We start from the raw sequence: 24,337 nt of genomic DNA, 5'->3' as shown, positions 1-24,337 counted from the left end.
GGAAAAGCTCAGTCTTTCCGCCGGAACGGCATATGCCCTTCGAGCCAGTCCATCTCGGCTTCCTCGGCGCGGCGTTCCTGTTCGAGATAATCGGCAACCGCGCGGCGGAATCCCGGGTCGGCGATAAAATGCGCCGACCAGGTCGCGACGGGGCCATAGCCGCGCGCGAGCTTGTGCCCGCCCTGCGCGCCCGCCTCGACGCGCGCCAGCCCCCGCGCGATCGCGATATCGATCGCGCGGTAATAGCATAGTTCGAAATGCAGATAGGGGACCTCGGCAAGGCAACCCCAATAGCGTCCATAGAGCGTGTCGGCGCCGACGAAATGCATCGCGCCCGCGACCGGGGCGTCGCCGTCATAGGCGAGGACGAGGATGATCCGGTCCGCCATTCGCGCGCCCATCAGGTCGAATGCCGCGCGGGTCAGGTACGGATGGCCCCATTTGCGCGCGCCGGTGTCCTGATAAAATTGCCACATCGCGTCCCAATGTTCAGGGCGCAGCGCGTTGCCGGTCCGCTCCTCGATCCGCAATCCCGCGACCGCGCGGGCGCGCTCCTTGCGCAATTGCTTGCGCTTCGCCGAGGTCAGCGTGGCGAGAAAATCGTCGAAACTTTGATAGCCGGTGTTGGCGAAATGAAACTGGATATCGCGGCGGACGAGCCAGCCCGCATCCTCGAACAAGGGCATCTGTCCGGGCGCCACGAAAGTCGCGTGCGCCGACGACAGCCCGTTCTGCCGCACCACCGCCTCGGCGGCGCGGATCAGCAGCGCCGCGTCGCCATCGTCGGGCGCGAGCAGCCGCGGCCCCGGCACCGGTGTAAAGGGCGCCGCGATCTGCAGCTTCGGATAATAATCGCCCCCGGCGCGCGCCCAGGCATCGGCCCAGCCCTGATCGAACACATATTCGCCTTGGCTGTGCGACTTCAGATAGGCTGGCGCGGCAGCGACCAGCGCGCCGCCTTCATCCTCGACGAGCAAGGGCGCCGCCTGCCAGCCGGTGCCGGGCCCGACGCTGCCCGATTCTTCCAGCAACGACAGGAAGTCGTGGCCGACGAAGGGATTGCCGCCCCCCGCCAGCGCATCCCACACCGCCGCATCGACCGCGGCGACGCCGCTGCCGAGCGAGATGGTGCGCTGGGGCGGGTCGGCTTCGGCCATCGGCGCCTTAGGCGGGTTTGACCGCGACGATCGCATCGACCTCGACCGCCGCCCCCAGCGGCAGCACGGTGACGCCGACCGCGCTGCGCGCATGGCGGCCCGCTTCGCCGAACAGCGATTCCATCAGTTCGGACGCGCCGTTCGCGACCTTCGGCTGCGCGGTGAAATCGGCGGCGCTGTTCACAAACACACCCAGCTTCACGATCTTTTCGACGCGCGACCAGTCGCCGCCCAACGCACGGCCGATCTGCGCGACGATCATCAGCGCACAGCGCCGCGCGGCATCATAGCCCGACGCCTCGTCCATGTCGGTGCCAAGCCGGCCGGTGACGACTTCGCCACCGCGAAACGGCAATTGCCCGCTGATGTGCAGCAGCCCGCCATGCTCGACGACGGGCACATAGGCAGCGACCGGCGCGGCGGGCTTGGGGAGTTCGAGGCCGAGTTCGGCGAGCTTGGCGGTGATATCCATGATCGGTCTTTCTTAAACCGGCTCGGCGGCCGGGGCGGGGATGTTTTCGGTGAGGCGCGCCAATATCCAGCCCTGCGCCGCTTTCCAATCGTCGATTCGCGCATGGGCATGGGACGAAGGCGCGATCTTCGCGGCGATCGCGGGCTCGCCGACAAGGTGCAACCGCCAGACGCCGGGGGCTTCTTTGGCCACCGATTGATGATGACCCGCGAGGTCGTCGATGAACAGCGCGACCGACGGCTGATATTCCTCGATCAGGCGGCGCACCGGCTCGCCCTTGCCGCCGCGGCTGCCGATCACCGGCGCATGAAATCCGTACAGCGCGAGCTGGTCGATCCGCGCCTGCTGATGTTCGGGCCCGACGTTGGTCAGGACGACGATATCGGCCTCTGCGCCGATCGCCACCATCGCCGCCATCGCGCCGGGTATCGGATATTGCCGTGTCATTTCCTTGCGGAAAAAGCCGTCGAGCAGCGGCCAGACCTCTGCCGCCTCCAGCGGCGTGCCACATTCCTTGCGCTTCAGCGCATTTGCGAAGCTGGCATCCTCCATCCGGAAGATCACGCCATGTTCGGCATCGACCCATTCGGCGAATGGCACGACCATGTGCATCAGCACCTCGTCGCAATCGGTGATGACAAGCGGGCGGTTCATGCGATGGTTCCTTCGGACGGCTGGCCTTCGAGTCGCTCTGCCGCGGCGGCGAGCGCGGCAGGCGGCACCTGCAACGCATCGGCGCAGGCGACAAGATCGTTTTCGTGGGCGGTGAGAAACGACAGGATCGCGGCCAGCGTCGCCTGTTCGCCGAGCGAGGCGCGCAATTCGTCCGGCGCCAGGCCGGTCAGCGCGAGCAATCGCTCGGCCCGCGGCTCGTCGCTCAATATCCAGCCGAGCGCGCGAAGCGCCAGCGCGGCATCATCTTCCAGCAAGCCCGATCCCTTCGTCGCGATGCAATTGTGTCGTGCGGCCGATTCGCCTAAACGGACCGCGCACGCAAGGTGGGGAACGGAACACGCATGGGCAAGACCATCCTGGTCGTCGAGGATAATGAACTCAACCTCCGCCTCTTTTGCGACCTCCTGAACGCCCATGGCTATAGCGCCCATCCGGTCCGCGACGGCCGCGACGCGCTGGCGAAAGCGCGTGAGATCGCGCCCGACCTGATCATCATGGACATCCAGTTGCCGCATGTCAGCGGGCTCGACCTGATCGGCCAGATGAAGGCCGACCTGACCCTGCGCGCGGTGCCGATCATGGCGGTCACCGCCTATGCCGGCAAGGGCGACGAGGAACAGATCCGTGCCGCCGGCGCCGAGGCCTATGTCTCGAAACCGATTTCGGTGATCAAGTTCATCGAAAGCGTCGGGGTGTTCGCCTGAGTTTACCAAGGTAGAAGGTCGGCTTGCTGCCGATTGCGGAGGCTAGCCAAATAACCGTCGCCCCCGCGAAGGCGGGGGCCGCTGGCAGCCTTGCGCTCGGCCGATTGCGGCCCCCGCCTTCGCGGGGGCGACGGTTATGGATGGTTAGCGAATGGCAGCTCTCCACCCCAAAGCTGGCGTTTATGCGATCACGAAAAAGGGCGGCGCCAGCGGCCGCCGCCCTTCGTATCGCTCACCAATCGCGCTGCGCTCAGGCCGCGCAGGCGCCCTGATCGCGAGCCGTGCGCGGGGCCGGCGCGCCATGGTTCCACGGCGCGGCATATTGGATCGCCACCGCCGCGGCCGACGCTTCGGTCACGGCGGCCCAGGCCCGGCTCAGCCAGTTGGTGTCGGAATTGCGGGTCATCGTCTGTCTCCTGTCGTCCGGGACCGCGGGGAGGGAGAGGGGCGGGCCGGACGCAGTCTTTCTACGCCTAGTAGCTTGGCTATTGGCGCCGAAATTCAGCGTGCGGGCGACCAATTTTCGCATTAATGAGCAAATGATGCGAAAAATGATCGATCTCGACCGATTCGACCGCCGCCTGCTCGAAGAGGTGCGTCGCGACAATCTGCAACCCGCGCGCATCCTTGCGGACAAGGTCGGGCTGTCGGTGTCTGCGGTACTGCGCCGCCTGCGGCGGCTGCGCGAGGAAAAGGTGATCGTCGCCGACATCGCGGTGGTCAATCCGGCGCTGACCGGGTCGGCGCTCACCATGCATGTCCTCGTCCAGATGCAGCAGGCCGGGCCGCAGACAATGGACAATTTCGCGCGCGAGATCATCCGCCATCCCGAAGTCACCGGGGCGTGGGACGTAACCGGCGACGATGATTTCCTGCTGCGGGTCCAGGTCGGCGCGATGGAGGAATATGACGCTTTCACCCGCCGTGCGCTGGGCGAGGACAAGGGCATTCATTCGTTCACGACGCTGATCACGATCCGCAACATCATCGAGAATGACGCCGCCCGCCGCCCGCTGCGCGACCGGTAAGCGCGCACCGCTACCCGCCGAGCGCAACCTCGCGCTCGATCCCGATCGCATCCAGGAAGGCCGCATCATGGCTGACCACGAGCAGCGCACCGTCATAGGCGGCGAGCCCGGTTTCGACGGCGGTCAGCGAATCGACGTCCAGATGATTGGCCGGCTCGTCGAGGATCAGCAGTTGCGGCGGCATCGGCGCGCCGAGCACGCAGGCCAGCCCGGCGCGCAGCATCTGCCCGCCGCTCAGCGTCCCGACGATGCGGTCGGCGGCATCGGCCCGAAAGCGAAAGCGCGCGAGCGCGGCGCGGCACGCGTTGTTCGTCGTGCCGGGATTCAGCGTCAGGAAATTGTCCGCGATCGACCGCGACGCGTCGAGCAGGCCAACGCGCTGGTCGAACAGCGCGAAGGCGACGGGAACGCGAACCGTCCCCTCCCATGGCGCCAGCGTCCCGGCGATCAGCGCAAGCAAGGTCGACTTGCCCGCGCCGTTGGGGCCGGTGATCGCGACGCGTTCGGGACCCATCATGCTGAGTGAGAGGTTGCGGATGATCGGCTGCCCCGCGACATAGCCGGTGGTGACATGGTCGAGCGCCAGGACAGTGCGCGACGAGGGCAGGCCGGTCGAGGGCAGCCCGACCGAAAGCGGATCGACGACTTCGATCTTCGCCCGCGCGGCGGACAGCTGGTCCTCGGCCTCGCCGCGCTGGCGTTCGGCGAGGCGGCTACCCGCGGCGCGCGTTTCCTCGGCGCGGCGTTTTTGCGCGCCGAGCAGGATTTTTGGCATGTCGCCACGCGCCGCCTTGCGCCGCCCGCCCGAATCGCGCCGGTCCTGCCGCTCGGTCGCCGCCTGCGCCTGCCGCTGGACCGCGTCGGCGCGCTTTTCGGCTCCGGCGAGCTGCGCCTCGGCCGCCGCCGCCTCGACATCCTTGCGCGCGCGATAGGCGCTCCAGCCGCCGCCGTAGCGCGCCGCCCCCAAGCTGGTCAGCTCGACGATCGCGTCCATTTCCTCGAGCAGTTCACGGTCGTGGCTGACGACGACCGCGCCGCCGCGCCAGCCCGCGATCAGATCGCGGACCGCCTGCCGCCCGTCGCGGTCAAGATTGTTGGTCGGCTCGTCGAGCAGCAGAAAATCCGGCGCGGCGAACATCGCCCCCGCCAGCGCGGCGCGCGTGCGCTGGCCGCCCGACAGCGCCGCCAGCGAGGTGTCGACCGGCACCGGCAGGCCGACTTTCGCGAGCGCCTCGTCGATCCGCGCGTCGAGCGTCCAGTCAGCCTCGGCGATCTCGTCGGCGCTCGCCGCGCCCGCCTCGGCCTTGCGCAGCAAAGCGAGCGCGGCGCGCGCACCGAACAGGTCGGCGACGCGCTCGCCGGCATCGACCTGCACGGTCTGGCGCAGCATCGCGATGCTGCCGTCGATTGCGATATGGCCCGCCGACGGGGCAAGCTCGCCGGTCAGCAGGCGCAGCAGCGTCGATTTGCCGACGCCGTTGCGGCCGACGATACCGGTGCGTTCGGGTTGGAGCTGAAGATCGAGGTCCGAAAGGACGGCATGGCCGTCAGGCGTGGACCAGCTGAGATGCGAGATGGTGATAGAAGGCATGGGCGTCGAAGGCATGGACAGGGACTTTCCTGGCGGCAAGGCGGGGCTGCGTTGCGGGCAGGTTGCAATCCATGACGGCGTCTCCAAATCGGGTTGAGGCCGGAATCTAGGCCGTTGGCGCAACGGTTGCAAGCACGTGCGCCCTTTGTTCGCGCGCCAAGGGATGATATCGGCTCTATGCGATGGAACGGCATGCCTCCTGTCACTGCGGCCAACTGGCGCTCCGATGCACCGGCGAGCCGTCGAAAGTCTCGCTCTGCCATTGCTTCGACTGCCAACGGCGAACGGGGTCGCTGTTCAGCGTCGCGGCCTTTTTCCCGCGCGCCGCAGTCGCGCCGATCGCCGGCGCGGCGCGCAGCTTCCATCGCCCCTCGGCGAGCGGTTTCGGCGTTTCCTTCCATTTTTGTCCCGAATGCGGATCGTCGCTGTGGTGGGAGCCCGAACGGCTGCCGCACCTGATCGGGGTCGCGGCGGGCGCCTTCGCCGATCCCGGCTTTCCGATGCCCGAGCAGGCGGTGTGGGCCGAAGAACGGCATCGCTGGCTCGAGCTGCCGTCCGAAATCGCCGCGCACGCGCGCAATCCGGTCCGGACCGCTCCCGGCGAATGAGCTTTTGCGCAGCAAGGCCCTTTATCCCGGCGCGCGCGCCATCTACGGTCGGGCGCATGCAGGGACGTCGAATAATCCGGCTGGCGATCGCGGCGGCGACCGCGCTGATGCTTTCGGCTTGCGCCGGCGGCAATTTCCGGCCGGTGAGCGACACGCCGGTGCGGATCGGCAAAGCCTATTCGGTTCGCGGCACGACCTATGTCCCCGCCGCCGCTCCCGCCTATGACGCAGTCGGCTACGCCAGCTGGTATGGCAGCGAATCGGGCAATCGCACCGCCAATGGCGAACAATTCCGCCCCGGCTGGATCACCGCCGCGCACACCACGCTGCCGCTGCCGACCTATGTCGAGGTGACCTCGCTCGACACCGGACGCCGGGTCATCGTGCGCGTCAACGATCGCGGGCCGTTCGCGCTCGGCCGCATCATCGACCTGTCGCGCGGCGCGGCCGAGGAGCTCGGGATTAAGGCGCAGGGCCATGCCGCGGTGCGCGTGCGGCGGATCGAACCGTCGGAAAAGGACCGCAAGCGCCTGCGCAAGGGCAAGCCCGCTGCGGGGCTCAAGCCCGTGTCCGAACGCGAATTGCAGAATCTGAGGATGCGGATTCCGGGCGGAACCCGCTAAACTCGTTCAAAGCCAGCCGATGCTCCGGAAGCGCCAGTAAAGCAGCGCGCAAATCGCCGCCATCGCCCCGACGATCAGCGGATAGCCGAAAGTCCAGCCGAGTTCGGGCATATGCTCGAAATTCATTCCGTAAATCCCCGCGATCGCCGTCGGCACCGCCAGGATCGCCGCCCAGGCGGCAAGCTGGCGGGTGATGACGCCCTGACGTTGCTGTTCGAGCATGCCGTTGGTCTCGATCACCGATGCCGCGATATCGCGCAGCCCGGTCAGGCGGAATTCGGCGCGTTGCACATGGTCCCATATGTCGCGAAAGAAAGGCCGCACCGCGGCGTCGATATTGGGCAGTTCGTCGTCGGTGGCGAGGCGGCCCGCGACCTCCTTCATCATGCCCACCAGGCGCTGGAAGCGGATGATCTCATGCCGCTGCGCATAGAGGTGGCGGATTTCGGCGGCGTCGAGCGGGGTGTCCATCACGCTGTCCTCGACCGCGAGCATCCGGTCCTCGATCGCGTCGATCACCGGGAAATAGCCGTCGACGACGAAATCGAGGATCGCATAGAGGACATAGTCGGGACCGTGCGCAAGCTTGGCCGGCAGCGTTTCGAGCCGCGCGCGTACGTCGGTATGCGCGCGCGCCGAACCGTGGCGGACGCTGACGAAGAAATGCGGGCCGAGGAAGAAGGCGGTCTCGCCGGGCTCGATCGTGTCGCCGTCGAGATTGGCGGTGCGCGTGATCAGGAACAGCTGGTCGCCATAGGCCTCGACCTTGGGGAGCTGGTTCGCCTTCAGCGCATCCTCGACCGCGAGCGGGTGGAGGCCGAAGCGCCTGGCGATCGCCGCCAGCTCCTCGCGCGTTGGCTCGTAAAGGCCCAGCCAGAAGAAATCGCCTTCGTCGCAGTCTTCGGGAATCGCCTCCTCGGCACCAAGCTCGCGGACGAGCTTGCCGTCATGATAAACGCGGGCGGCCATGATCGGCATCGGCGAACTTCCCTTGCTGTGCGGCGCCACCATAGGGTGCGCGGCGGCGGAGAGGAAGGTTTCAGAGAGCTACGCCCGGAAGTGGCAGGTTCCGGCCGGTTGCAGCCACCCCATTCACCGTCACCCCGGACTTGATCCGGGGTCCCGCTTGACCTCGAAAACTGTTGGCGCCCCCCAAAAAGCGGGATCCCGGGTCAAGCCCGGGATGACGAAGCTGTAGAAAGTGACGTCCGCTCCCCCCAAAGCCGCCCTTCGCTTCACCGCTCAATCGTCGCGATTGGCGATGTTGGTGAAGGCGGCCCAGGCGGCAGGATGCGCCCAGCCGGCTTTCCAACCTGCGATCGCGCTGCCGTCGGCGCGCTGGCCGCTGCGCACCGCTTTCATGCCGAGCTGCAGCGCCTGTGCGCGCGTCATGTCGGGGTTCGCCTGCCGCGCCATCAGCGTTTCGACGGTCAGCACCGCGGTCGCTTCGTCGGACACGCGCCAGTGGCTCGCAAGCAGCGCGTCGGCTCCGGCGTAGAGAAAGCCGCGCGCCAGCGCCGACAGGCTGTCGACCCCGCCCGAATTCTGCGCCGACGCGGTGTTGCACGCCGACAGGATCACCCAGTCCGCCGACAGCGACAGCCGCGCCGCCTCGGTCGCGGTCAGCAAGCCGTCGTCCATGTCGCTCGGCTCGGCGGGCGGGGTCAGCACCAGTCCCGGCTCGCTGAGCCCGAGCGCCGGGTCGGGAAGCAGGCCGTGGGTCGCGATCGCGACGATGTTGCTCGTCGCCAGCGCGGGGTCGCGGCGCAGCGCGCCTTCGGTCGCGCCCATGTCGGTCGTCAGGCTGCCCTTCGATGCGCCGAACAATTGCGCCATCGCGGCGAGTTCGACCTTGGTGCCCGGCAAGGGCGCGAGCTTGCGCAGCGCATTGGGATCGGCGAGCGGCGAGCCCGCCGCCGAAACGCCCTCGAAGACGCCGATGCCGGTGGCGGCGCGCGACCCGGTGTCGCCGCCAAGCAGCACGGGCGCGCCATAGCCGCGGAAACTCCGGTCGCGCTTCGCGGTCCGCACTTCGGGCGACAGCGTGAGCGCCGCGACCGAGGGCAGGCTGGTGAAGGCGTAACGGTCGGCCAGCCAACCCGCGCGCGCCAGCACATCGGGGTCGGCGGGGTCGGCATCCTTGGGCAGCGGCGTCGACGACAGCATCGCCAGCGGCAGGTCGCCAAGCTTGCCTGAACTGGTGACGTAAAGGCGCATCACATCCTTCAGCAGCGGCTCGATCGGCGCGAACAGCTCGTTGTACAGCGCGTTCGCGGTGTCGAGGTCGAAGCGCTGATTGCCTTCGAGTTCCTTCGCCGACGCCGGCAGCTTGTCGAGTTCGGCCCGCCGCGCCGCAGAACAGGTCGCATAGTCGACGTCGCAGCGCAGGTCCGAAATCTGCTTCGCGATGATGTCGATTTCCTTGCCCGGCCGGCTCCAGCCGACTGCGGTCGGGGTGACGACGAAGAGATGAAAGGTGTTCGCCGCCTCGGTCATCAGCAGCAGCGCTTCGCCCGGGCGCAGCGCTTTTTGCGCGGCGGCCAGCGCGATCGGGCGCGGCGACACGAGCTGGCGATAAGCGGGATATTTCTTGTCGATCAGCGCGCTGACATCGGCAAGCTGCGCCCGAATCGCGTCGAGCTCGCCGCGCAGCCGCGTCGCTTCCACCGGTTTGCGGTCGCCGAGCGCGCGGAGCAGATTCTTGTCGATCAGATTGGCGCGCGCGGCGAGATCCTGTTCCTGGCGCACCGCTTCGGCCATCTGCGGCGTCTTTGCGGCGCCGCGCGCGGCGGTCTGCAACACCGCGCGGCCCGAGGCCGAACTGATCGCATCCTGCGCGGCGCGAAAGGCGCGGTCCTGCAGCTGCGACTGGCCGGCGGCATCGGGCGTATCGCTCATCAGCCCGAACGCGACATTCATATAGCTGGTGAAGGTACCGCGATTGGGGTTCACCTGCTGGCGGTCGAGCGCCGACAGCGCCAGCGCGCTGCCGCCCGCCGAAATCTGTTCGTCGAGCTGGCGCACGATCGCCACTGCCTTGCCCGCATTGTCTTCCGCCTCGGCGGTCTTGCCCTGGCGAAGCAGGCACAGCGCGAGATTTTCATAGGCGCGCGCGGTGTCGATATGCGCTTCGCCGACGCTGCGCCGCAGAATCCCCAGCGACTGGCGGTAATAGGGTTCGGCCGCCTTGTCGCCAGCGCCCTCGAGCCCGCCGCTGCGGACCAGCGCCGCCGCGACGCTGTCATAGGCGACAGCGGTGAGCGGATGATCCTCGCCGAGCAGGCGCCGCCGGATGTCGAGCGCCTTGATCGCCATCTCGGCCCCCTCGGCATGGCGGCCAAGCTCGCCGAGCGTCGATCCGAGGCTGGTATAGGCCCAGGCGGTCTCGGGATTATCGTCGCCGAACTTGGCCTTGAAAATGCCGAGCGCCTGACGCATCAGCGGCTCCGCCGCTTCGGGCCGCCCGTCGTCGCGCAGATTGTAGCCGAGGTTGATCAACAGCGTGGCGTAGGACGGATGGTTGACGCCCGCGATGCCTTCCTGGATATCGAGCGCGCGGCGATACATCGGCTCGGCCTCGCGATAGCGGCCCTGCTGATTGAGGTTGTGCGCGATATTGCCGTACATCGTCGCGCTCCGCTCGCTGCGTTCGCCCAGCGACGCGCGCGTGATGTCGAGCGCCTTGCGCAGCAGCGGCTCGATCGCGCCCGGCGGCATGCCGCTGCTTTCCATGTTGAGCGCGAGGTTGTTATAGGATTCGCCGGTCAGCGGATGCGCTTCGCCGAGCGCCTTTTCGCGGATCGCGAGCGCCTTGCGATAATTGGCGTCGGCCTCGCCGAAGCGTCCGCCGAGATTCTGGCTATAGGCGACCGCGGTATAGCCGAGCGCCGCCTGCGTGCTGCCGTCGCCCTTCACCGCGCGCCAGATTGCAAGCGCCTTGTTCGCCGCCGCCTCGGCATCGGCATAGCGGCCCATGTCGCCGAAATTGACCGCGCTGTTATAATGGCGCAGCGCGACGTCGTCGCTGTTCGCGCCCGACAGCCCCTCGTCGATCGCGCGCGCCTTTTCGAGCATCGGCGCCGCTTCGTCGTAACGCGCGAGGCTGCGCAGCACGACCGCGAGATTGCCGTAACCCGACGCGGTTTCGCGGTGGTTTTCGCCGTGGACGGCAAGGCTGGTGGCGAGCGCCTTGCGATACAGCGCCTCGGCCTCCTTGAGTTCGCCAAGCTCGGTCAGCACCGACGCGAGGTTGCTTGTCGCGACGATCGTCTTGGGATCCTGTTCGCCCTTGCTCGCGATCCGCGCCGCGAGCACCGCGCGGCGCAGCGGCAGCGCGTCGGCGGGCCGCCCCTGCTTGATATAGTTGGACGAGAGGAAGCCGTATGCGGTCAGCGTCTCGTCGTCCTTCTCGCCCATCACCGCGCGATCGATGTCGAGCAGCCGCTGCCAGTAACCCTCGGCCTCCTTGACCCGGTTCTGATCCTCGAGATTGCCCGCGAGCACGCGATATCCCAAACTGGTGATCAGCCCGTCGGCGCCATAGCGTTTCGTCGCCTCGCCGATCCAGCGCCGGTAGACCTTCTCGGCATCGCCATGCTGGCCGGCGCGGTCGAGCTCCATGCCCTGGTCGAGCAGGTCGAGCATCTTCTGCTGGTCGTCATTGAGTTCGGCCGGCGCCGCCTCGGGCGCGGGCGCCTCCTGCGCTAACGCCATGGGCATCACGGTCCACAGCGGCGCGGCAAGGATCAGCGCCAGAAAATGGTATCGACGGCTCGGCATAGCGGCATTTCCCCTGTTCGAACCCAACATACAGAATAGATTGGGATATTGTCACCTGGGATCGCTCTAGGGCGGACAGGCGAACAGCGATGTGACGCACGTCACTGGGGGCGCGAAGCGGGAAGAATGGCGGCCTTGGGGTGGGGAGCGGGCATCGCTTTCTACAGCTTCGTCATCCGCGGAGGAGACCCGTGGCTCTTCCGCCTTGACCCGGGATCCCGCTTTTTTGAGGGCGCCGGCGGTTTTCGAGGTCAAGCGGGGCCCCGGATCAAGTCCGGGGTGACGATGGACGGGACGGCAGCTTCCGGCCGATAACGGACGTTGCCATCGTGCAACGCACGACCTGCCTCACCCCTATTGCCGCCCCGCCCCCGCCATCTCCACCGCGCGCGCGTCCAAATCCGCGACCATCGCCCGGATGTCTCCAACCGTCGCCTCGGGGCTGATCGTGCAGGCGCGCAGCACGACCGCATCGTCGAGCCGCGTCGTCAGCGGCGCCCCGGCATTGTCGTCGATCATGCGCCGCGCGATCGCCGTGTTCAGCGCATCGAGCGCGTTCGCATCGCGCCCCGGCGGTGCGTAGCGGAAGGTCACGATCCCGAGCTGCGCCGGAGAGACGATCCGCCAGTGCGGCCGCTCGCGCAAAGCTTCCTCCAGCGCCGCGGCCAGTTCAAAACCATGGTCGATCGCCTCGCCGACGGCGCGCGCGCCCATGACCTGTAGCGTGAACCACAGCTTCATCGCGCGTGCGGGCCGGGTCAGTTCGACGCCATAATCCCAGAAATTCGGCGTATCGTCGCCCGCCGCCGCATCCTGCAGATATTCGGCGCTGGTCGCAAAGCTTTCGAGCAGGTGCATCCGGTCGCGGACCAGCACCATGCCGCAGCCATAGGTCTGGAACAGCCATTTGTGCGCGTCCCACGACAGGCTGTCGGCGCGGCCCAGCCCGTTGACCAGCGCGCGGTGGCTGCCCGACAGCGCGACCGACGCGCCATAGGCGCCGTCGACATGCAGCCACAATCGCTCGCGCCCGGCCAGGTCGGCGATCGCATGCAGGTCGTCGATGCTGCCGGTGTTCGTCGTGCCGCAGCTCGCGATCACCACGAACGGCAGCTTGCCCGCCGCGCGGTCCGCCGCAACCGCCCCGGCGAGCGCCGCGACGTCGAGCCGCCGGTCGGCGTCGACCGCGACCTTGCGAATCTGGCCGGGCAGCAGGCCGAGGACACCGAGCCCCTTCGCGACCGACGAATGCGTCTGGGTCGAGACATAGGCGACGCCGCGATGACGTTCACCCGGCGGCAGCATGCGGTCGCGCGCCAGCATCAGTCCGGTAAGGTTCGCCATCGATCCGCCCGAAACGAAGAGTCCGCCCGCGCTGTCCGGAAGTCCCGCGCGCTCGGCCAGCCAGGCGATCAGCCCCTGTTCGATCGCCGCGGGTCCCGAGCTCTGCATCCAGCTTCCGGCATGCGCATTATAGCCGCTGGCCAGCATTTCGCCCACCAGCGACAGCGGCGAAGCGGGCGACGGAATGAAGCCGTAGAAGCGCGGATGATCCATGCGAACGCGGTGTGCGAACACCCGCTCGGCATCGTCGATGACTGCCGCGATCGGCCTGCCGGCCTTGGGCACCGCGAGCGCGCGCAGCGCGATCGCCTCATCGGCGGACGCGATCGATACGATCGGTTCGCCGCGTGCGCGGTCCGCCGTCAGTCTCGCCAGCACGTCGCGTACGGCTGCCCCGATTTCGTCGTTCATGCGCGATCCTTATCGTTATGATGTGGCCGGCACCGGTTTGGCGGTTTGGAACCGGCCGGTGGTTGAACCGCCGTCCTCGTCACCCCAGCCAGTTCAGCAGCCCCGCGCCCGCCGCCGCGCCAGCCAGCGCGGTCAGCGCATAGCGCCACCAGCGACGGCGTTCGCCTTTGTCCCACATCAGCGGAATCTCGGACAGCGGCGGCGCGGGCGGCGCCCCGCCCTGCTTCGGCAGTTGGGCGTCGAGGCGGCGGATGATGTCGGGGATCAGCGCCAGCGTCTTTCCCTGTTCGCGGATCCCGTCGGCGAGCGCCGCTTCGGGGCCGAGTTCGTCGCGAATCCATTCGCTGACGAAGGGTCCCGACACGTCCCACATGTTGATCCTGGGATCGAGCATCGTCGCGACGCCCTCGACCATCACCATCGTCTTCTGGAGAAGGAGAAGGTGCGGCTGCGTCTGCATGTCGAAATCGCGGGTGATCGCGAACAGCCCGTCGAGCATCTGCCCGACGCTGAGCTCGCTCACCGGCTTGCCACGCATCGGCTCGCCGACCGCGCGCAGCGCCGTCGCGAACTCCTCGACGCTGTGATAATCGGGGACATATTGCGCCTCGAAATGGATCTCCGCGACGCGGCGGTAATTGCCCGTCGTCAGCCCATAGAGGATTTCGGCGAGCCAGTAGCGCGCCTGCCGGTTGATCCGCCCCATGATGCCGAAATCGACCGCAGCGATCGTCCCGTCGGCCTTCACGAACAAATTGCCCTGGTGCATGTCGGCGTGGAAGAAGCCTTCCGCGATCGCCTGCCGCAGAAAGGCGTTGACGAGGTTCGCCGATAGCGCCTCCATGTCATGCCCCGCGGCGATCAGCGCGTCGCGGTGCGAAATCTTGATGCCGTCGATCCAGTCCAGCGTCATTACCCGGCTGGCGGTGCGGTCCCAGTCGATCGCGGGAACCTCGAATGTCGGCACCCCGACCATCGCATCGGCGAGTTCGGATGCCGAGGCCGCCTCGCGGCGGAGGTCGAGCTCGCGCAGGGTCCAGCGGCGGAAATTGGCAATCACCTGCCGCGGGCGCAGCCGCGACGCTTCGCCGCCGAAGGCTTCGAGATGCGCGGCCGCCCATTCATAGGTTTCGATGTCGCGCGCGAACTGCTTGTCGATCCCCGGACGGCGCACCTTTACCGCGACCTGGCGGCCGTCGGTCGTCACCGCGCGGTGGACCTGCGCGATCGACGCCGATCCGACCGGTTCGGGGTCGAATTCGCTGTACAGGCTCTCCAGCGGCGCTTCGAAGGTCGCCTCGATCTCCTGCCGGATCCGCTCGAACGCCACCGGCGCGAGCGCGTCCTGCAGGCTGAGCAGATTGCGCGCCGCCTCCTCGCCGACCAGGTCGGGGCGCGTCGCGAGCGTCTGGCCGAGCTTGACCGCGGCGGGGCCGATCGCCTGGAAAGCCGCGGCATAGTCGGGAATCTTCGGCTGGATCGTGCCCAGCCGCGCGATCCGGCACAGCCGCTTCACGCCCGGCGGGGTCTGCGGCGCACTCTCGATCCCGCGCAGCGCGCCATGGCGCGCCAGGATGCGCCCCCACTTCAGCAGGCGGGCGATATGGGTGACGGGTCGGGTCAAGCCTTCCACCCGCTGTGGATCGCGACGAGACCGCCCATGATCGGCTCGACCTTCACCGCGCTGAACCCCGCGTCGCGGATCATCTGCGCGAAGGCGGGCATCGGCGGAAAGCGGCGGATCGATTCGATCAGGTAACGATAGCTGTCTTCGTCCTGCGCAATCAGCTTGCCGAGCTTGGGCACCAGATGGTGCGAATAGGCATCATAGGCCTGCGCGAAACCCGGCCATTCGTTGGTCGAGAATTCGAGGCAGAAGAAACGCCCGCCATAGCGCAGCACGCGGTGCGCTTCCCCCAGCGCGGCGGGAATGTCGGTGACGTTGCGGATGCCGAAAGCGATCGTATAGGCATCGAAAAACTGGCCGGGAAAGCTCAGCTTCTCGGCATTCTGCTCCGACCACACCAGCGTATCGATGCCGCGCCCGGCCGCGCGCTCCATGCCGACGCCCAGCATGTCGGGGTTGATGTCGGCGACGGTGATGCTGGCGCCGTTCTTCTCCATGCGAAAGGCGATGTCGCCGGTGCCGCCCGCCATGTCGAGGATCGTCTCGCCCGCACGCGGCTTCACCCGGCGCACGAAGCGATCCTTCCACAATCGGTGCATGCCGCCCGACATCGCGTCGTTCATGATGTCATATTTGCGCGCGACGCGGCTGAACACCTCACCGACCATCGCGGTCTTGGCGGTCGCCGGGACCTCTTCATAACCGAAGCTGACGGTATCGGGGGTGGACATGGAACGCGCCTTTGCGGGGGGAGATACGGAAGTGTATGCCGCCTTTAGCCAAGGCTTGTTCGCCAGGCAAATGCCAGTTACCTCCAGCGCGATATGCCCGAGCTACCCGAAGTCGAAACCACCGTCCGCGGCCTGACGCCGCACCTCACCGGCCAGCGCCTCATCCGCGTCTCGACGATGCGCCCCGACCTGCGGCGGCCGTTTCCGGTCGACCTCGCGCAGCGGCTCACCGGCGCGACGGTGACCGGCCTGTCGCGCCGCGCCAAATATGGCATCATCACCACCGACCGCGACGATCATATGATCTTCCACCTCGGCATGTCGGGCAGCTGGCGGATCGGCGCCGGCGAACCCGGCAAGCACGATCATCTGCTGATCGACACCGCGGCGGGGCAGCGGCTGATGCTCCACGATCCGCGCCGCTTCGGCTCGGTCGACCTTGTCGCGGGCGATCCGCTCGTCGCCTTTCCCGCCTTCGTCACACTGGGTCCCGAACCGCTGTCGGACGATTTCGACGCCGCCTATCTGACGCGCGCGCTCGCCGGCCGGCGCGCCCCGGTCAAGGCGATGCTGCTCGACCAGACGATCGTCGCCGGGCTCGGCAATATCTATGTGTGCGAAGCGCTCAACATGGCGCGCATCGCCCCGACACGCGCCGCCGCCGATGTGCCGCGCGCGAAGATTGCGGCGCTGGTGCCGGCGATCAAGGCGGTGCTCGAAGCCTCGATCGCGGCGGGGGGATCGACGCTGCGCGATTATAAGCAGCCCGACGGCGAACTCGGCTATTTCGCGAAGGACTGGCGCGTCTACGGGCGCGAGGGCGAGGCATGCGAATGCGGCGGCACGGTCGCCCGCATCGTCCAGAGCGGCCGTTCGACCTTCTATTGCCCGAAATGCCAGCGCTGATCGGCCGAAGGGCGGGAAGCGACCGGTTACCCTTATCGTCACCCCGGACTTGATCCGGGGTCCCGCTGGACGTCGAAACCTGCGTTACCTTCAAAAAAAGCGGGATCCCGGATCAAGTCCGGGATGACGAAGGTGCGTTAAGCAGCGTCCGCTCACCACCCCAAAGCCGACACCGCCAGCCACCACCCGCGCACGAAAAAGGGCGACGCAACCGCCGCCCTTCCGTAACCCCGTATTCCGGAGACTGAAGCTGTCCCGCCGCGCGCCTCCGCGCCCGGCGGCAGAGCTTACTTGATCTTGGCTTCCTTGAACTCGACATGCTTGCGCGCACGCGGGTCATATTTCCGCACCGACATTTTTTCGGTCATCGTGCGGGGGTTCTTCTTGGTGACGTAGAAAAAGCCCGTGTCGGCGGTGCTCACCAGCTTGATCTTGACGGTCGTCGGCTTGGCCATGGCCCTGTTCCTCGAAAAATCTTCGCCTCTTCCGCCGAAGCGGTCGATGCGGCGGGACGCGGGCCCCGGCTGCTCTAGTGAAAAACATATAAGGGCCGCGCACAGGCGCCGCCCTCGATATCCGCGCGCCTCTGACCGGATTCGGCGTTGCTGTCAAGCAAAAGGAGCGGGCGGACGGCGCGCGGCCGCCCGCCCGGGAGGGGTCATATGGGGCCTCAGCCGTTCCTGATCTCGAAGCGCACCGTCATTTCCTTCCAGCTTTCTTCCGCCACGCCGCCGCGCGTCGCGGGCTTGAAACGCCATCTGGACAGCGCGCGCCGTTTCGTCGCTTCGAAGAAGGCGGGGTTGTCGCCGCTGACCAGCTCGACCGACCTGACGCGCCCGTCGGTGCCGATCAGCACGCGTACCCTGACGATGCCCTCGATCTCGCCGCGCTGCTCGCGCGCGGGATAATCGGGCTGGAACGCGCCGGCATAGCGCGAATCAAGCTGCGCCAGGACCAGCGGGGGCTTGGGCGGCACCGGCAGATCGATGATCGTCGTGCCCGCTCCGGTCCCCGCCGGGGGAACATAGGGTGGCGGATCGACATGCCCCGCAGGCGCCTCGGACGCCAGCGGGGGAAGCGGCGATTTGGTGGCGATGACGACGCTTTCGGTCGGCTGCTTCGGCTGCGGCTTCGCATCTTGCGGCTCGGGGGGCGTCGTCTTCGGCAGGAAGACCGACGTCCAGGGCGGCGTTTTGGTCGTCGGTGCCTTGTCGACGATCATCGGCGACAGCGCGACCGCGACGACGAGCGCGGCGGGCACTCCGACGGCGAAGAGCGCCGCGACGGGCCGGTGGCGATTGCCGGCGCCATAGCTTTCGCGGGGCAACGGCGCGCGAGTACCGGCGGGCGCCGCAGCCCGACGGGGCGTCGCGGCAAGTGCCGAAATCATAGGTATCAGGGTCATGGCATCTCTCCTTGCCTTAAATGACCCGGCCCCGCTGCGTATCGACCGCCGCTATCGGCCAAGTCATAGCTATGAGATATTATAACGTCACCAATATTGTCAAGCGGAGAGATCGGCAAAGGTCATGGCCTTGCGAGTCACGCCCATTTCAATTCGTCATCCCGGCGAAGGAGGCCGGCTTAATCGACCGCCAGCCGCGCCACTGCCTGCTCCTTGGCAATCAGCGGCAGCAGTTCGGCCATGTCGGGACCATGGTCGCGCCCGGTCAGCGCGCGGCGCAGCGGCAGGAACAGCGCGCGGCCCTTTGCCCCGGTCCCCGCCTTGACCGCGTTCGTCAGCGCGTGCCACGGGTCGCTGCCCCAGTCGATCGCGGGCGCCGCGGCGGCGGCGGCGGCGATTACCGCGCGGTCGGCTTCGTCGGCGGCCGGCGGCGCGAGCGGGCCGTCGAACACCTGTACCCAGTCGGCCGCCTCGGCCACCGTCGCCAGATTCGGGCGAATCGCGTTCCAGCGCGCCGGGGTGATCGCGGCGGGCAGGCGGTCCGCAACCGCCGCATGATCGGTCTGATGCAATATCTTCTGGTTCAGCAGCGCCAGCTCGGCCTCGTCGAAACGCGCGGGCGCCCGGCCGAAGCGGCCGAAATCAATGCCCTCGACCAATAGTGCCGTATCAGTCACCGGCTCGACCGGATCGCTCGTCCCCAACCGCGCGAGCAAGGCAACGAGCGCGATCGGCTCGATCCCCGCTTCGCGCAGGCTCGCCATGCCGAGCGAGCCCAGCCGCTTCGATAATTTGCCTTCGGTCCCGACGAGCAGCGCTTCGTGCGCGAATATGGGCGGCTCTGCCCTCAGCGCCTCGAACATCTGGATCTGCGCCGCGGTGTTCGACACATGGTCCTCGCCGCGCACGACATGGCTGATCCCCATCGCGATATCGTCGATCACGCTCAGCAACAGGTACAGCCAGCTGCCGTCGGCGCGCCGGACCACCGGGTCGGACATGGTCTTCGGTTCGAAATGCTGGGGACCGCGCACCATGTCGGTCCATAGGATCGGCGCGTCATGGTCGAGCCGGAAACGCCAGTGCGGCGCCACGCCCGCGGGCACCGGCGCACCCTCGGGCTTGCGCTCATACACCGGCGGCAAGCCGCGCGACAGCAGCACCTTGCGCCTGATGTCGAGCTCTTCGGACGTCTCGTAACAGGCATAGACGCGACCCGCGGCCTGCAATTTCGCGAATTCAGCCTCGTAAAGTGCAAAGCGCGCCGACTGCCGCTCCTCGCCATCGACGTCGAGCCCCAGCCACGCCAGGTCGGCGCGAATGGCATCGACATATTCCTCTTTCGACCGCTCGAGGTCGGTGTCGTCGATGCGCAGCAGGAACCGCCCGCCATGCTTGCGCGCCCACAGCCAGTTGTGCAGCGCGGTGCGAACATTGCCGACGTGCAGGCTGCCGGTCGGCGAGGGGGCGAAACGGGTCGTGATGGTCATGGGCGGCGCCTATAGCCGCTTTGCGGTCGCGGTGGCGACAGATTTGATTTCCCTGCCTTCTCCGCGCTACCCCGTCCGGAACCCATGCGTGATCGGATAGCGGCGGTCGCGGCCGAAATTGCGCGTCGACAGCTTGACCCCCGGCGGGGCCTGACGCCGCTTATACTCCGCAAGCATCAGCAAGCGCTCGATCCGCACCACCGCGTCGCGATCGAAGCCGTAACGCGCCACGACATCGTCGACGCTCGCCTCCTCCTCGACGAGCATGTGGAGCATATTGTCGAGGTCCGCATAGGGCGGCAGGCTGTCCTCGTCCTTCTGGTCGGGGCGCAGCTCGGCGCTCGGCGGCTTGGTGATGATCCTGTCGGGCATCACCGGCGCCACCGGATTGCGCGACAGTCGCGGCACATTCTCGTTGCGCCACCTGGCGACCGCGAACACCGTCATCTTATACGCGTCCTTCAGCGGGTTATAGCCGCCCGCCATGTCGCCATAGATGGTCGCATAACCGACACTCATCTCGCTCTTGTTACCGGTGGTCAGCAGCATCGGGCCGAACTTGTTCGACAGCGCCATCAGCGTAACGCCGCGGATGCGCGACTGGACATTTTCCTCGGTGATATCGACGTCGCGGTCGGCAAAGCTGCCGGCGAGCATCGCGTCGAACGCCTCGACCGCCGGGACGATCGGGATCGTGTCGAGCCGGCACCCGATCATCCCGGCGCAGCCCGCCGCGTCGTCGAGGCTTTCCTGACTGGTGAAGCGGCTCGGCAGCATCACGCACCAGACCTTGTCGGGACCCAGCGCGTCGGCGGCGATCGCGGCGCAAATCGCCGAATCGATCCCGCCCGACAGGCCGAGCACGACGCCCGGGAAGCCGTTGCGTTCGACATAGTCGCGCAAGGACAGGATCATCGCGCTATAGATATCGGCGGGATGCGCCTCCCATTCGGTGATCGCGCCCGCTTCGCACACCCAGCGCCGATCGCCTTTCGTCCAGCGCGTCACGCGCTCTTCGGGCTCCCAGTCGGTCAGCCGGTGCGCGGTCGAACCATCGGCGTTGAGGATGAACGAGCAGCCGTCGAACACCAGTTCGTCCTGGCCGCCGATCCGGTTGAGGAAGATCAGCGGCAGCGAGGTTTCGGCAACGCGGCTGGCGAACACCTGCGTCAGGCGGCGGTCGTCCTTGTCGATCTCATAGGGGCTGCCGTTGACCGAGATCAGCAGCTCGGCGCCCTGATCGGCGAGATGGCGGCACACCGCCGGCAACCAGCCGTCCTCGCAGATCGGCAGGCCCAGCTTCACCCCGCGCCATTCGACGACGTCGGGAAGCGGACCGGGCGCGAACACGCGCTTTTCGTCGAACGTGCCGTAATTGGGCAGTTCATGCTTGCGCCGCGTCGCGACGATTTTGCCGCCGTCGAGCAAAGCGACAATATTATAGAGGCTGCCCTCCTCCCATTCGACCGATCCCACCAGCATCGCCGGCCCGCCGTCGGCGGTTTCGGCCGCCAGCTCGGCGAGCAGCGTTGCGGCGCGGGTCGCGAGCGCGGGCTTCAGCACCAGATCCTCGGGCGGATAGCCGATCAGTTGCAGCTCGGGATAAAGGATCAGATCGGCATCGGAATGCCGCGCCCGAACGCTGCGCATCGCGTCGGCATTGGCGGCAAGATTGCCGACCGCCTGCGTCATTTGGGCCAGAACGATGGTGAGCGTATCGGCAGCAGTCATGGCGCGAGCCATACGCCGGTCGGCGGCGATTGCAACGACCAGCATGGATCGCGGCGAGGCTGGCTGAAGATTGGCCTTCCCCTATCCGCCCCCGCTGGCTAAGGGGACCCGCAATCCCACCCCGCGCGAAAGGGCTTCGCACCCCATGAAACTCATCTCCGGCAACAGCAACCTGCCGCTGGCCCGCGCGATCGCGGACTATCTCGAGCTGCCGCTCACCGACACCAGCGTCCGCCGCTTCGCCGACGAGGAAGTCTTCGTCGAAATCCACGAAAATGTCCGCGGCCAGGACGTCTTCATCGTCCAGCCGACGAACTTCCCGGCGAACGACAATCTGATGGAATTGCTGATCCTCACCGACGCGCTGCGCCGCGCTTCGGCGAAGCGCATCACCGCCGTCATCCCCTATTTCGGCTATGCCCGCCAGGACCGCAAACCCGGCCCGCGCACCCCGATCTCGGCCAAGCTCGTCGCCAACCTCATCACCACCTCGGGCGCCGACCGCGTCCTCGCGATCGACCTCCACGCCGGGCAGATCCAGGGCTTCTTCGACATCCCGACCGACAATCTCTATGCCGCGCCGGTGATGAGCGCCGATATCCAGGCGCGCTTTGCCGACAAGAATCTGATGGTCGTGTCGCCCGACGTCGGCGGCGTCGTCCGCGCCCGCGCGCTGGCGAAGCGCCTCGACAACGCGCCGCTGGCGATCGTCGACAAGCGCCGCGAACGCGCCGGCGAATCCGAAGTGATGAACATCATCGGCGACGTGAAGGGCCGCTTCTGCATCCTGATCGACGATATCGTCGATTCGGCCGGCACCCTCTGCAATGCCGCCGCCGCGCTGAAGGCCGCGGGCGCCGAGGGCGTCGTCGCTTATTGCACCCACGGCGTGCTGTCGGGCGGTGCGGTCGCGCGCGTCGACGCCAGCGAACTCACCGAACTGGTCATCACCGATTCGATCCAGCCGACCGACGCGGTGAACGACAGCGGCAAGGTCCGCGCCCTCACCGTCGCGCCGCTGCTCGGCGAGGCGATCAAGCGCATCGCCGACGAATCGAGCGTCTCCAGCCTGTTCGACTGATGTCGCTCGAATCCGACATCGCCCTCGCCCACCGCCTCGCCGATGCGGCGGGCGACGTCATCCGTCCGCTGTTCCGCGCCGCTTACGCGCATGAAGCCAAGGCCGACGCTTCGCCGGTGACAGAGGCCGACCGCGCCGCCGAGGCCGCGATGCGCCGCCTGCTCGATGCCGAAGCGCCGCGCGACGGCATCATCGGCGAGGAATATGGCACCGAGCGCGCCGACGCGGCGCGCCAATGGGTGCTCGACCCGATCGACGGCACCGTCAGCTTCATGGCCGGCCGGCCGATCTTCGGCACGCTGATCGCCCTGCTCCAGGATGGCTGGCCGATCCTCGGCATCATCGACCAGCCGATCGCGGGCGAACGCTGGGTCGGCGCGCTCGGCCAACCGACGCTATTCAATGGCCAGCCCGCGCGCACCCGCGCCTGCCGCAATCTCGCCGACGCGGTGCTCGCGACGACCGGCCCGCAATATTTCAGCGACCATGACGGCGAGCATTTCATGGCGCTCGCCGCCAAGACCTCGCACAAGCGCATGGTCTTCGGCGGCGACTGCTATAATTACGGGTTGCTGGCGAGCGGCCATATCGACTTCGTCGTCGAGGCGGGGCTGAAGCTCCACGATTTCGCCGCGCTCGCCCCGATCGTCGAGGGTGCGGGCGGGACGATGTGCGACTGGAACGGCGAACCGCTCCACGCCGAAAGCTCGGGCCATGTCATCGCACTCGGCGATCCCGCCCGGCTCGAGGATGTCGTCGAGGGCCTCGCCTGCCACCACCACGATTAGGCGGCTTTCGGTGCCCATCCGCCCCGCATGGCGCCCCGGCTATGCACTCGCCGCAATCCTCGTCTTCCTGATCGAGGTCGCGATCGCCTTGTGGGTCCGGGACGCTGTCATCCGGCCCTATGTCGGCGATATCCTCGCGGTGATCCTCGTCTATCTGGGGTTGCGCGCCGTCTCGACGCTGCGCCACGTCCCCGCGGCGCTCGCCGCTTTGATAGTCGGGGTCGCGGTCGAGATCGGCCAGGCGATCGACCTGCTAGGCCTGCTCGGCCTGTCGGGCAACCGGTTCGCCCGGGTGCTATTCGGAACCTCCTTCAGCATCGCGGATCTCTTCTGCTATGCGGCGGGAGCGGTCATCGCGGTGCTGGCCGAATATGGACGCAAGCCCATGGCCGCCCGATCAAGGGAGAAGAAACATGGCATTTGAAGGCAGCTGTCACTGCGGCGCGGTAAGCTACACGGTCGAAGGCGACATCCCGGATACGGCAATGAGCTGCAACTGCTCGCACTGCCGCCGCAAGGGCTTCCTCCTGACCTTTGTTCCGATCGACCGGTTCCGGCTGGAAAGCGGCGCCGACCAGCTCAAGTCGTACACATTCAACAAGCATAATATCGACCACCAATTCTGCACCGGCTGCGGCTGCCAGAGCTTTTCGATCGGCACCGCGCCCGACGGGTCGAAGATGGCCGCAGTGAACCTGCGCTGCGTTCCCGAAGCCGACCTCGATGCGCTGACGATCCAGAAGGTCGACGGGGCGAGTCGTTAGCCCCGCCACTTGCATTCCGGCGCGAATCCGTCTAGGCGCGCGCCTTCCGATTGTGTCGGCTGGCTGAAAGGGCTGCCAGGCCGACACCAAACGGACTCTGGATTCGGAGCGGCACCGGCCCTCTCCCCCACCCGGCCACCCAATAGGGTAGCATCACCGGGTGGCCGGGTGGGGGAGAGGGCCGGTGCCGGATCTCAACATGATAGGAGACCAAAATGCCCAAGATGAAGACCAAGAGCGGTGTGAAGAAACGCTTCAAATTCACCGCCTCGGGCAAGGTGAAGCACGGCGTCGCCGGCAAGCGTCACCGCCTGATCAGCCACAATTCGAAATATATCCGCACCAACCGCGGCACCAGCGTGCTCAGCGATTCGGACGCGGCCCATGTGCGCCTCTGGGCGCCCTATGGCCTGAAGTAAGGA

25 protein-coding genes are annotated in these 24,337 nt (G+C 67.3%); 10 read left to right on the top strand and 15 right to left on the bottom strand.

Going from position 1 to position 24,337, the window contains the following annotated elements:
* Window positions 1-8: 8 nt before the first annotated feature.
* Genes FHR22_RS18000 through FHR22_RS17985 form a run of 4 tightly spaced genes read right to left on the bottom strand, consistent with a single transcriptional unit; the run spans window position 9 to window position 2,558 of the window.
* On the bottom strand, window positions 9-1,157 hold the full coding sequence (locus FHR22_RS18000; protein WP_166945054.1) for a GNAT family N-acetyltransferase: 1,149 nt from the start codon (window positions 1,155-1,157) through the stop codon (window positions 9-11).
* A 7-nt stretch (window positions 1,158-1,164) separates the two neighbouring features.
* Window positions 1,165-1,629: a RidA family protein gene (locus FHR22_RS17995; RefSeq protein ID WP_166945053.1), complete on the bottom strand. Its 465-nt coding sequence runs from the start codon at window positions 1,627-1,629 to the stop codon at window positions 1,165-1,167.
* A gap of 12 nt (window positions 1,630-1,641) precedes the next feature.
* Complete coding sequence (locus tag FHR22_RS17990) at window positions 1,642-2,283, bottom strand: HAD family hydrolase (protein ID WP_166945052.1); 642 nt, start codon at window positions 2,281-2,283, stop codon at window positions 1,642-1,644.
* A complete protein-coding gene (locus FHR22_RS17985) occupies window positions 2,280-2,558 on the bottom strand; it encodes a DUF3572 family protein (RefSeq protein WP_166945051.1) in 279 nt (92 codons plus the stop codon). Before FHR22_RS17985 ends, FHR22_RS17990 begins: the two co-directional genes overlap by 4 nt.
* A gap of 87 nt (window positions 2,559-2,645) precedes the next feature.
* Between FHR22_RS17985 and FHR22_RS17980 the strand changes: the two genes are divergently transcribed.
* Window positions 2,646-3,008, top strand: a complete 363-nt coding sequence (locus FHR22_RS17980; RefSeq protein WP_166945050.1) for a response regulator — start codon at window positions 2,646-2,648, stop codon at window positions 3,006-3,008.
* Between the two features lie 250 nt (window positions 3,009-3,258).
* On the opposite strand, the gene FHR22_RS17975 is transcribed toward FHR22_RS17980, so the two are convergent.
* Window positions 3,259-3,414, bottom strand: coding sequence for a hypothetical protein (locus FHR22_RS17975; RefSeq protein ID WP_166945049.1), 156 nt, complete (start codon window positions 3,412-3,414; stop codon window positions 3,259-3,261).
* A gap of 136 nt (window positions 3,415-3,550) precedes the next feature.
* Between FHR22_RS17975 and FHR22_RS17970 the strand changes: the two genes are divergently transcribed.
* Window positions 3,551-4,036 carry an Lrp/AsnC family transcriptional regulator gene (locus FHR22_RS17970; protein ID WP_166945048.1) on the top strand — a complete coding sequence of 162 codons (486 nt, stop codon included), beginning with the start codon at window positions 3,551-3,553 and terminating at the stop codon, window positions 4,034-4,036.
* A 10-nt stretch (window positions 4,037-4,046) separates the two neighbouring features.
* Here the strand turns inward: FHR22_RS17970 and FHR22_RS17965 are convergent, their stop codons facing one another.
* On the bottom strand, window positions 4,047-5,642 hold the full coding sequence (locus FHR22_RS17965) for an ABC-F family ATP-binding cassette domain-containing protein (RefSeq protein WP_425057465.1): 1,596 nt from the start codon (window positions 5,640-5,642) through the stop codon (window positions 4,047-4,049).
* Window positions 5,643-5,809: 167 nt separating this feature from the next.
* On the opposite strand from FHR22_RS17965, the gene FHR22_RS17960 reads away from it, so the two are divergent.
* Both FHR22_RS17960 and FHR22_RS17955 read left to right on the top strand, forming a co-directional pair.
* Window positions 5,810-6,235, top strand: coding sequence for a GFA family protein (locus FHR22_RS17960; protein WP_166945047.1), 426 nt, complete (start codon window positions 5,810-5,812; stop codon window positions 6,233-6,235).
* Window positions 6,236-6,291: 56 nt separating this feature from the next.
* Window positions 6,292-6,858: a septal ring lytic transglycosylase RlpA family protein gene (locus FHR22_RS17955; protein WP_166945046.1), complete on the top strand. Its 567-nt coding sequence runs from the start codon at window positions 6,292-6,294 to the stop codon at window positions 6,856-6,858.
* A 6-nt stretch (window positions 6,859-6,864) separates the two neighbouring features.
* Here the strand turns inward: FHR22_RS17955 and FHR22_RS17950 are convergent, their stop codons facing one another.
* The 5 genes from FHR22_RS17950 to FHR22_RS17930 all read right to left on the bottom strand — a co-directional run bounded on the left by FHR22_RS17950 (window position 6,865) and on the right by FHR22_RS17930 (window position 15,750).
* Window positions 6,865-7,836, bottom strand: a complete 972-nt coding sequence (locus FHR22_RS17950) for a magnesium and cobalt transport protein CorA (protein ID WP_166945045.1) — start codon at window positions 7,834-7,836, stop codon at window positions 6,865-6,867.
* Between the two features lie 264 nt (window positions 7,837-8,100).
* Entirely contained in the window at window positions 8,101-11,637 is a 3,537-nt protein-coding gene (locus FHR22_RS17945) for a tetratricopeptide repeat protein (protein WP_166945044.1), read from the bottom strand.
* A gap of 354 nt (window positions 11,638-11,991) precedes the next feature.
* Entirely contained in the window at window positions 11,992-13,392 is a 1,401-nt protein-coding gene (locus tag FHR22_RS17940) for a pyridoxal phosphate-dependent decarboxylase family protein (RefSeq protein ID WP_166945043.1), read from the bottom strand.
* A gap of 79 nt (window positions 13,393-13,471) precedes the next feature.
* Window positions 13,472-15,016: a 2-polyprenylphenol 6-hydroxylase gene (ubiB, locus tag FHR22_RS17935; RefSeq protein ID WP_166945042.1), complete on the bottom strand. Its 1,545-nt coding sequence runs from the start codon at window positions 15,014-15,016 to the stop codon at window positions 13,472-13,474.
* A complete protein-coding gene (locus FHR22_RS17930; protein ID WP_166945041.1) occupies window positions 15,013-15,750 on the bottom strand; it encodes a class I SAM-dependent methyltransferase in 738 nt (245 codons plus the stop codon). The genes ubiB and FHR22_RS17930 overlap by 4 nt, the downstream gene beginning before the upstream one ends.
* Before the next feature lie 93 nt (window positions 15,751-15,843).
* Here FHR22_RS17930 and mutM point away from each other — a divergent pair, with 93 nt between their 5' ends.
* The gene (gene mutM, locus FHR22_RS17925; RefSeq protein ID WP_166945040.1) at window positions 15,844-16,656 is read left to right on the top strand and encodes a bifunctional DNA-formamidopyrimidine glycosylase/DNA-(apurinic or apyrimidinic site) lyase; all 813 of its coding nucleotides are present in this window, start codon (window positions 15,844-15,846) and stop codon (window positions 16,654-16,656) included.
* A gap of 287 nt (window positions 16,657-16,943) precedes the next feature.
* Here mutM and rpmG read toward each other — a convergent pair whose 3' ends face one another.
* The 4 genes from rpmG to FHR22_RS17905 all read right to left on the bottom strand — a co-directional run bounded on the left by rpmG (window position 16,944) and on the right by FHR22_RS17905 (window position 21,282).
* The gene (rpmG, locus tag FHR22_RS17920; RefSeq protein WP_003042331.1) at window positions 16,944-17,111 is read right to left on the bottom strand and encodes a 50S ribosomal protein L33; all 168 of its coding nucleotides are present in this window, start codon (window positions 17,109-17,111) and stop codon (window positions 16,944-16,946) included.
* 215 nt (window positions 17,112-17,326) lie between these two features.
* The gene (locus FHR22_RS17915; protein WP_166945039.1) at window positions 17,327-18,061 is read right to left on the bottom strand and encodes an energy transducer TonB; all 735 of its coding nucleotides are present in this window, start codon (window positions 18,059-18,061) and stop codon (window positions 17,327-17,329) included.
* 179 nt (window positions 18,062-18,240) lie between these two features.
* Complete coding sequence (locus tag FHR22_RS17910; protein WP_166945038.1) at window positions 18,241-19,551, bottom strand: glutamate--tRNA ligase; 1,311 nt, start codon at window positions 19,549-19,551, stop codon at window positions 18,241-18,243.
* 66 nt (window positions 19,552-19,617) lie between these two features.
* Window positions 19,618-21,282: an NAD+ synthase gene (locus tag FHR22_RS17905; RefSeq protein WP_166945037.1), complete on the bottom strand. Its 1,665-nt coding sequence runs from the start codon at window positions 21,280-21,282 to the stop codon at window positions 19,618-19,620.
* Window positions 21,283-21,427: 145 nt separating this feature from the next.
* Here FHR22_RS17905 and FHR22_RS17900 point away from each other — a divergent pair, with 145 nt between their 5' ends.
* The 5 genes from FHR22_RS17900 to rpmI all read left to right on the top strand — a co-directional run bounded on the left by FHR22_RS17900 (window position 21,428) and on the right by rpmI (window position 24,334).
* Window positions 21,428-22,363: a ribose-phosphate pyrophosphokinase gene (locus tag FHR22_RS17900; RefSeq protein WP_166945036.1), complete on the top strand. Its 936-nt coding sequence runs from the start codon at window positions 21,428-21,430 to the stop codon at window positions 22,361-22,363.
* Window positions 22,363-23,151 (top strand): histidinol-phosphatase, encoded by a 789-nt coding sequence (hisN, locus tag FHR22_RS17895; protein ID WP_166945035.1) that lies wholly within the window; start codon window positions 22,363-22,365, stop codon window positions 23,149-23,151. Before FHR22_RS17900 ends, hisN begins: the two co-directional genes overlap by 1 nt.
* Window positions 23,152-23,161: 10 nt before the next feature.
* Window positions 23,162-23,575, top strand: a complete 414-nt coding sequence (locus FHR22_RS17890; RefSeq protein ID WP_208417779.1) for a DUF2809 domain-containing protein — start codon at window positions 23,162-23,164, stop codon at window positions 23,573-23,575.
* A complete protein-coding gene (locus tag FHR22_RS17885; protein WP_166945033.1) occupies window positions 23,565-23,915 on the top strand; it encodes a GFA family protein in 351 nt (116 codons plus the stop codon). Before FHR22_RS17890 ends, FHR22_RS17885 begins: the two co-directional genes overlap by 11 nt.
* 215 nt (window positions 23,916-24,130) lie before the next feature.
* Window positions 24,131-24,334, top strand: a complete 204-nt coding sequence (gene rpmI, locus FHR22_RS17880) for a 50S ribosomal protein L35 (protein ID WP_037555449.1) — start codon at window positions 24,131-24,133, stop codon at window positions 24,332-24,334.
* The last annotated feature ends 3 nt before the right edge of the window (window positions 24,335-24,337 follow it).

This window comes from Sphingopyxis panaciterrae (assembly GCF_011762125.1).
Classification (GTDB): Bacteria; Pseudomonadota; Alphaproteobacteria; order Sphingomonadales; family Sphingomonadaceae; genus Sphingopyxis; species Sphingopyxis panaciterrae.
Note: the sequence above shows the minus strand (reverse complement) of the source record. Positions and strands in the feature narration are given on the sequence as shown.

What these genes read in the sequence shown, in the direction of transcription:
- FHR22_RS17900 (WP_166945036.1), top strand. Translation starts at nt 21,428, where the DNA reads ATGAAACTCATCTCCGGCAACAGCAACCTGCCGCTGGCCCGCGCGATC.
- rpmG (WP_003042331.1), bottom strand. Translation starts at nt 17,111, where the DNA reads ATGGCCAAGCCGACGACCGTCAAGATCAAGCTGGTGAGCACCGCCGAC.
- FHR22_RS17975 (WP_166945049.1), bottom strand. Translation starts at nt 3,414, where the DNA reads ATGACCCGCAATTCCGACACCAACTGGCTGAGCCGGGCCTGGGCCGCC.
- hisN (WP_166945035.1), top strand. Translation starts at nt 22,363, where the DNA reads ATGTCGCTCGAATCCGACATCGCCCTCGCCCACCGCCTCGCCGATGCG.
- FHR22_RS17995 (WP_166945053.1), bottom strand. Translation starts at nt 1,629, where the DNA reads ATGGATATCACCGCCAAGCTCGCCGAACTCGGCCTCGAACTCCCCAAG.
- FHR22_RS17960 (WP_166945047.1), top strand. Translation starts at nt 5,810, where the DNA reads ATGGAACGGCATGCCTCCTGTCACTGCGGCCAACTGGCGCTCCGATGC.
- FHR22_RS17915 (WP_166945039.1), bottom strand. Translation starts at nt 18,061, where the DNA reads ATGACCCTGATACCTATGATTTCGGCACTTGCCGCGACGCCCCGTCGG.
- FHR22_RS17980 (WP_166945050.1), top strand. Translation starts at nt 2,646, where the DNA reads ATGGGCAAGACCATCCTGGTCGTCGAGGATAATGAACTCAACCTCCGC.
- FHR22_RS17885 (WP_166945033.1), top strand. Translation starts at nt 23,565, where the DNA reads ATGGCATTTGAAGGCAGCTGTCACTGCGGCGCGGTAAGCTACACGGTC.
- FHR22_RS18000 (WP_166945054.1), bottom strand. Translation starts at nt 1,157, where the DNA reads ATGGCCGAAGCCGACCCGCCCCAGCGCACCATCTCGCTCGGCAGCGGC.
- FHR22_RS17990 (WP_166945052.1), bottom strand. Translation starts at nt 2,283, where the DNA reads ATGAACCGCCCGCTTGTCATCACCGATTGCGACGAGGTGCTGATGCAC.
- FHR22_RS17940 (WP_166945043.1), bottom strand. Translation starts at nt 13,392, where the DNA reads ATGAACGACGAAATCGGGGCAGCCGTACGCGACGTGCTGGCGAGACTG.
- FHR22_RS17970 (WP_166945048.1), top strand. Translation starts at nt 3,551, where the DNA reads ATGCGAAAAATGATCGATCTCGACCGATTCGACCGCCGCCTGCTCGAA.
- FHR22_RS17955 (WP_166945046.1), top strand. Translation starts at nt 6,292, where the DNA reads ATGCAGGGACGTCGAATAATCCGGCTGGCGATCGCGGCGGCGACCGCG.
- FHR22_RS17910 (WP_166945038.1), bottom strand. Translation starts at nt 19,551, where the DNA reads ATGACCATCACGACCCGTTTCGCCCCCTCGCCGACCGGCAGCCTGCAC.
- mutM (WP_166945040.1), top strand. Translation starts at nt 15,844, where the DNA reads ATGCCCGAGCTACCCGAAGTCGAAACCACCGTCCGCGGCCTGACGCCG.
- rpmI (WP_037555449.1), top strand. Translation starts at nt 24,131, where the DNA reads ATGCCCAAGATGAAGACCAAGAGCGGTGTGAAGAAACGCTTCAAATTC.
- FHR22_RS17950 (WP_166945045.1), bottom strand. Translation starts at nt 7,836, where the DNA reads ATGCCGATCATGGCCGCCCGCGTTTATCATGACGGCAAGCTCGTCCGC.
- FHR22_RS17905 (WP_166945037.1), bottom strand. Translation starts at nt 21,282, where the DNA reads ATGACTGCTGCCGATACGCTCACCATCGTTCTGGCCCAAATGACGCAG.
- FHR22_RS17930 (WP_166945041.1), bottom strand. Translation starts at nt 15,750, where the DNA reads ATGTCCACCCCCGATACCGTCAGCTTCGGTTATGAAGAGGTCCCGGCG.
- FHR22_RS17945 (WP_166945044.1), bottom strand. Translation starts at nt 11,637, where the DNA reads ATGCCGAGCCGTCGATACCATTTTCTGGCGCTGATCCTTGCCGCGCCG.
- FHR22_RS17965 (WP_425057465.1), bottom strand. Translation starts at nt 5,642, where the DNA reads ATGCCTTCGACGCCCATGCCTTCTATCACCATCTCGCATCTCAGCTGG.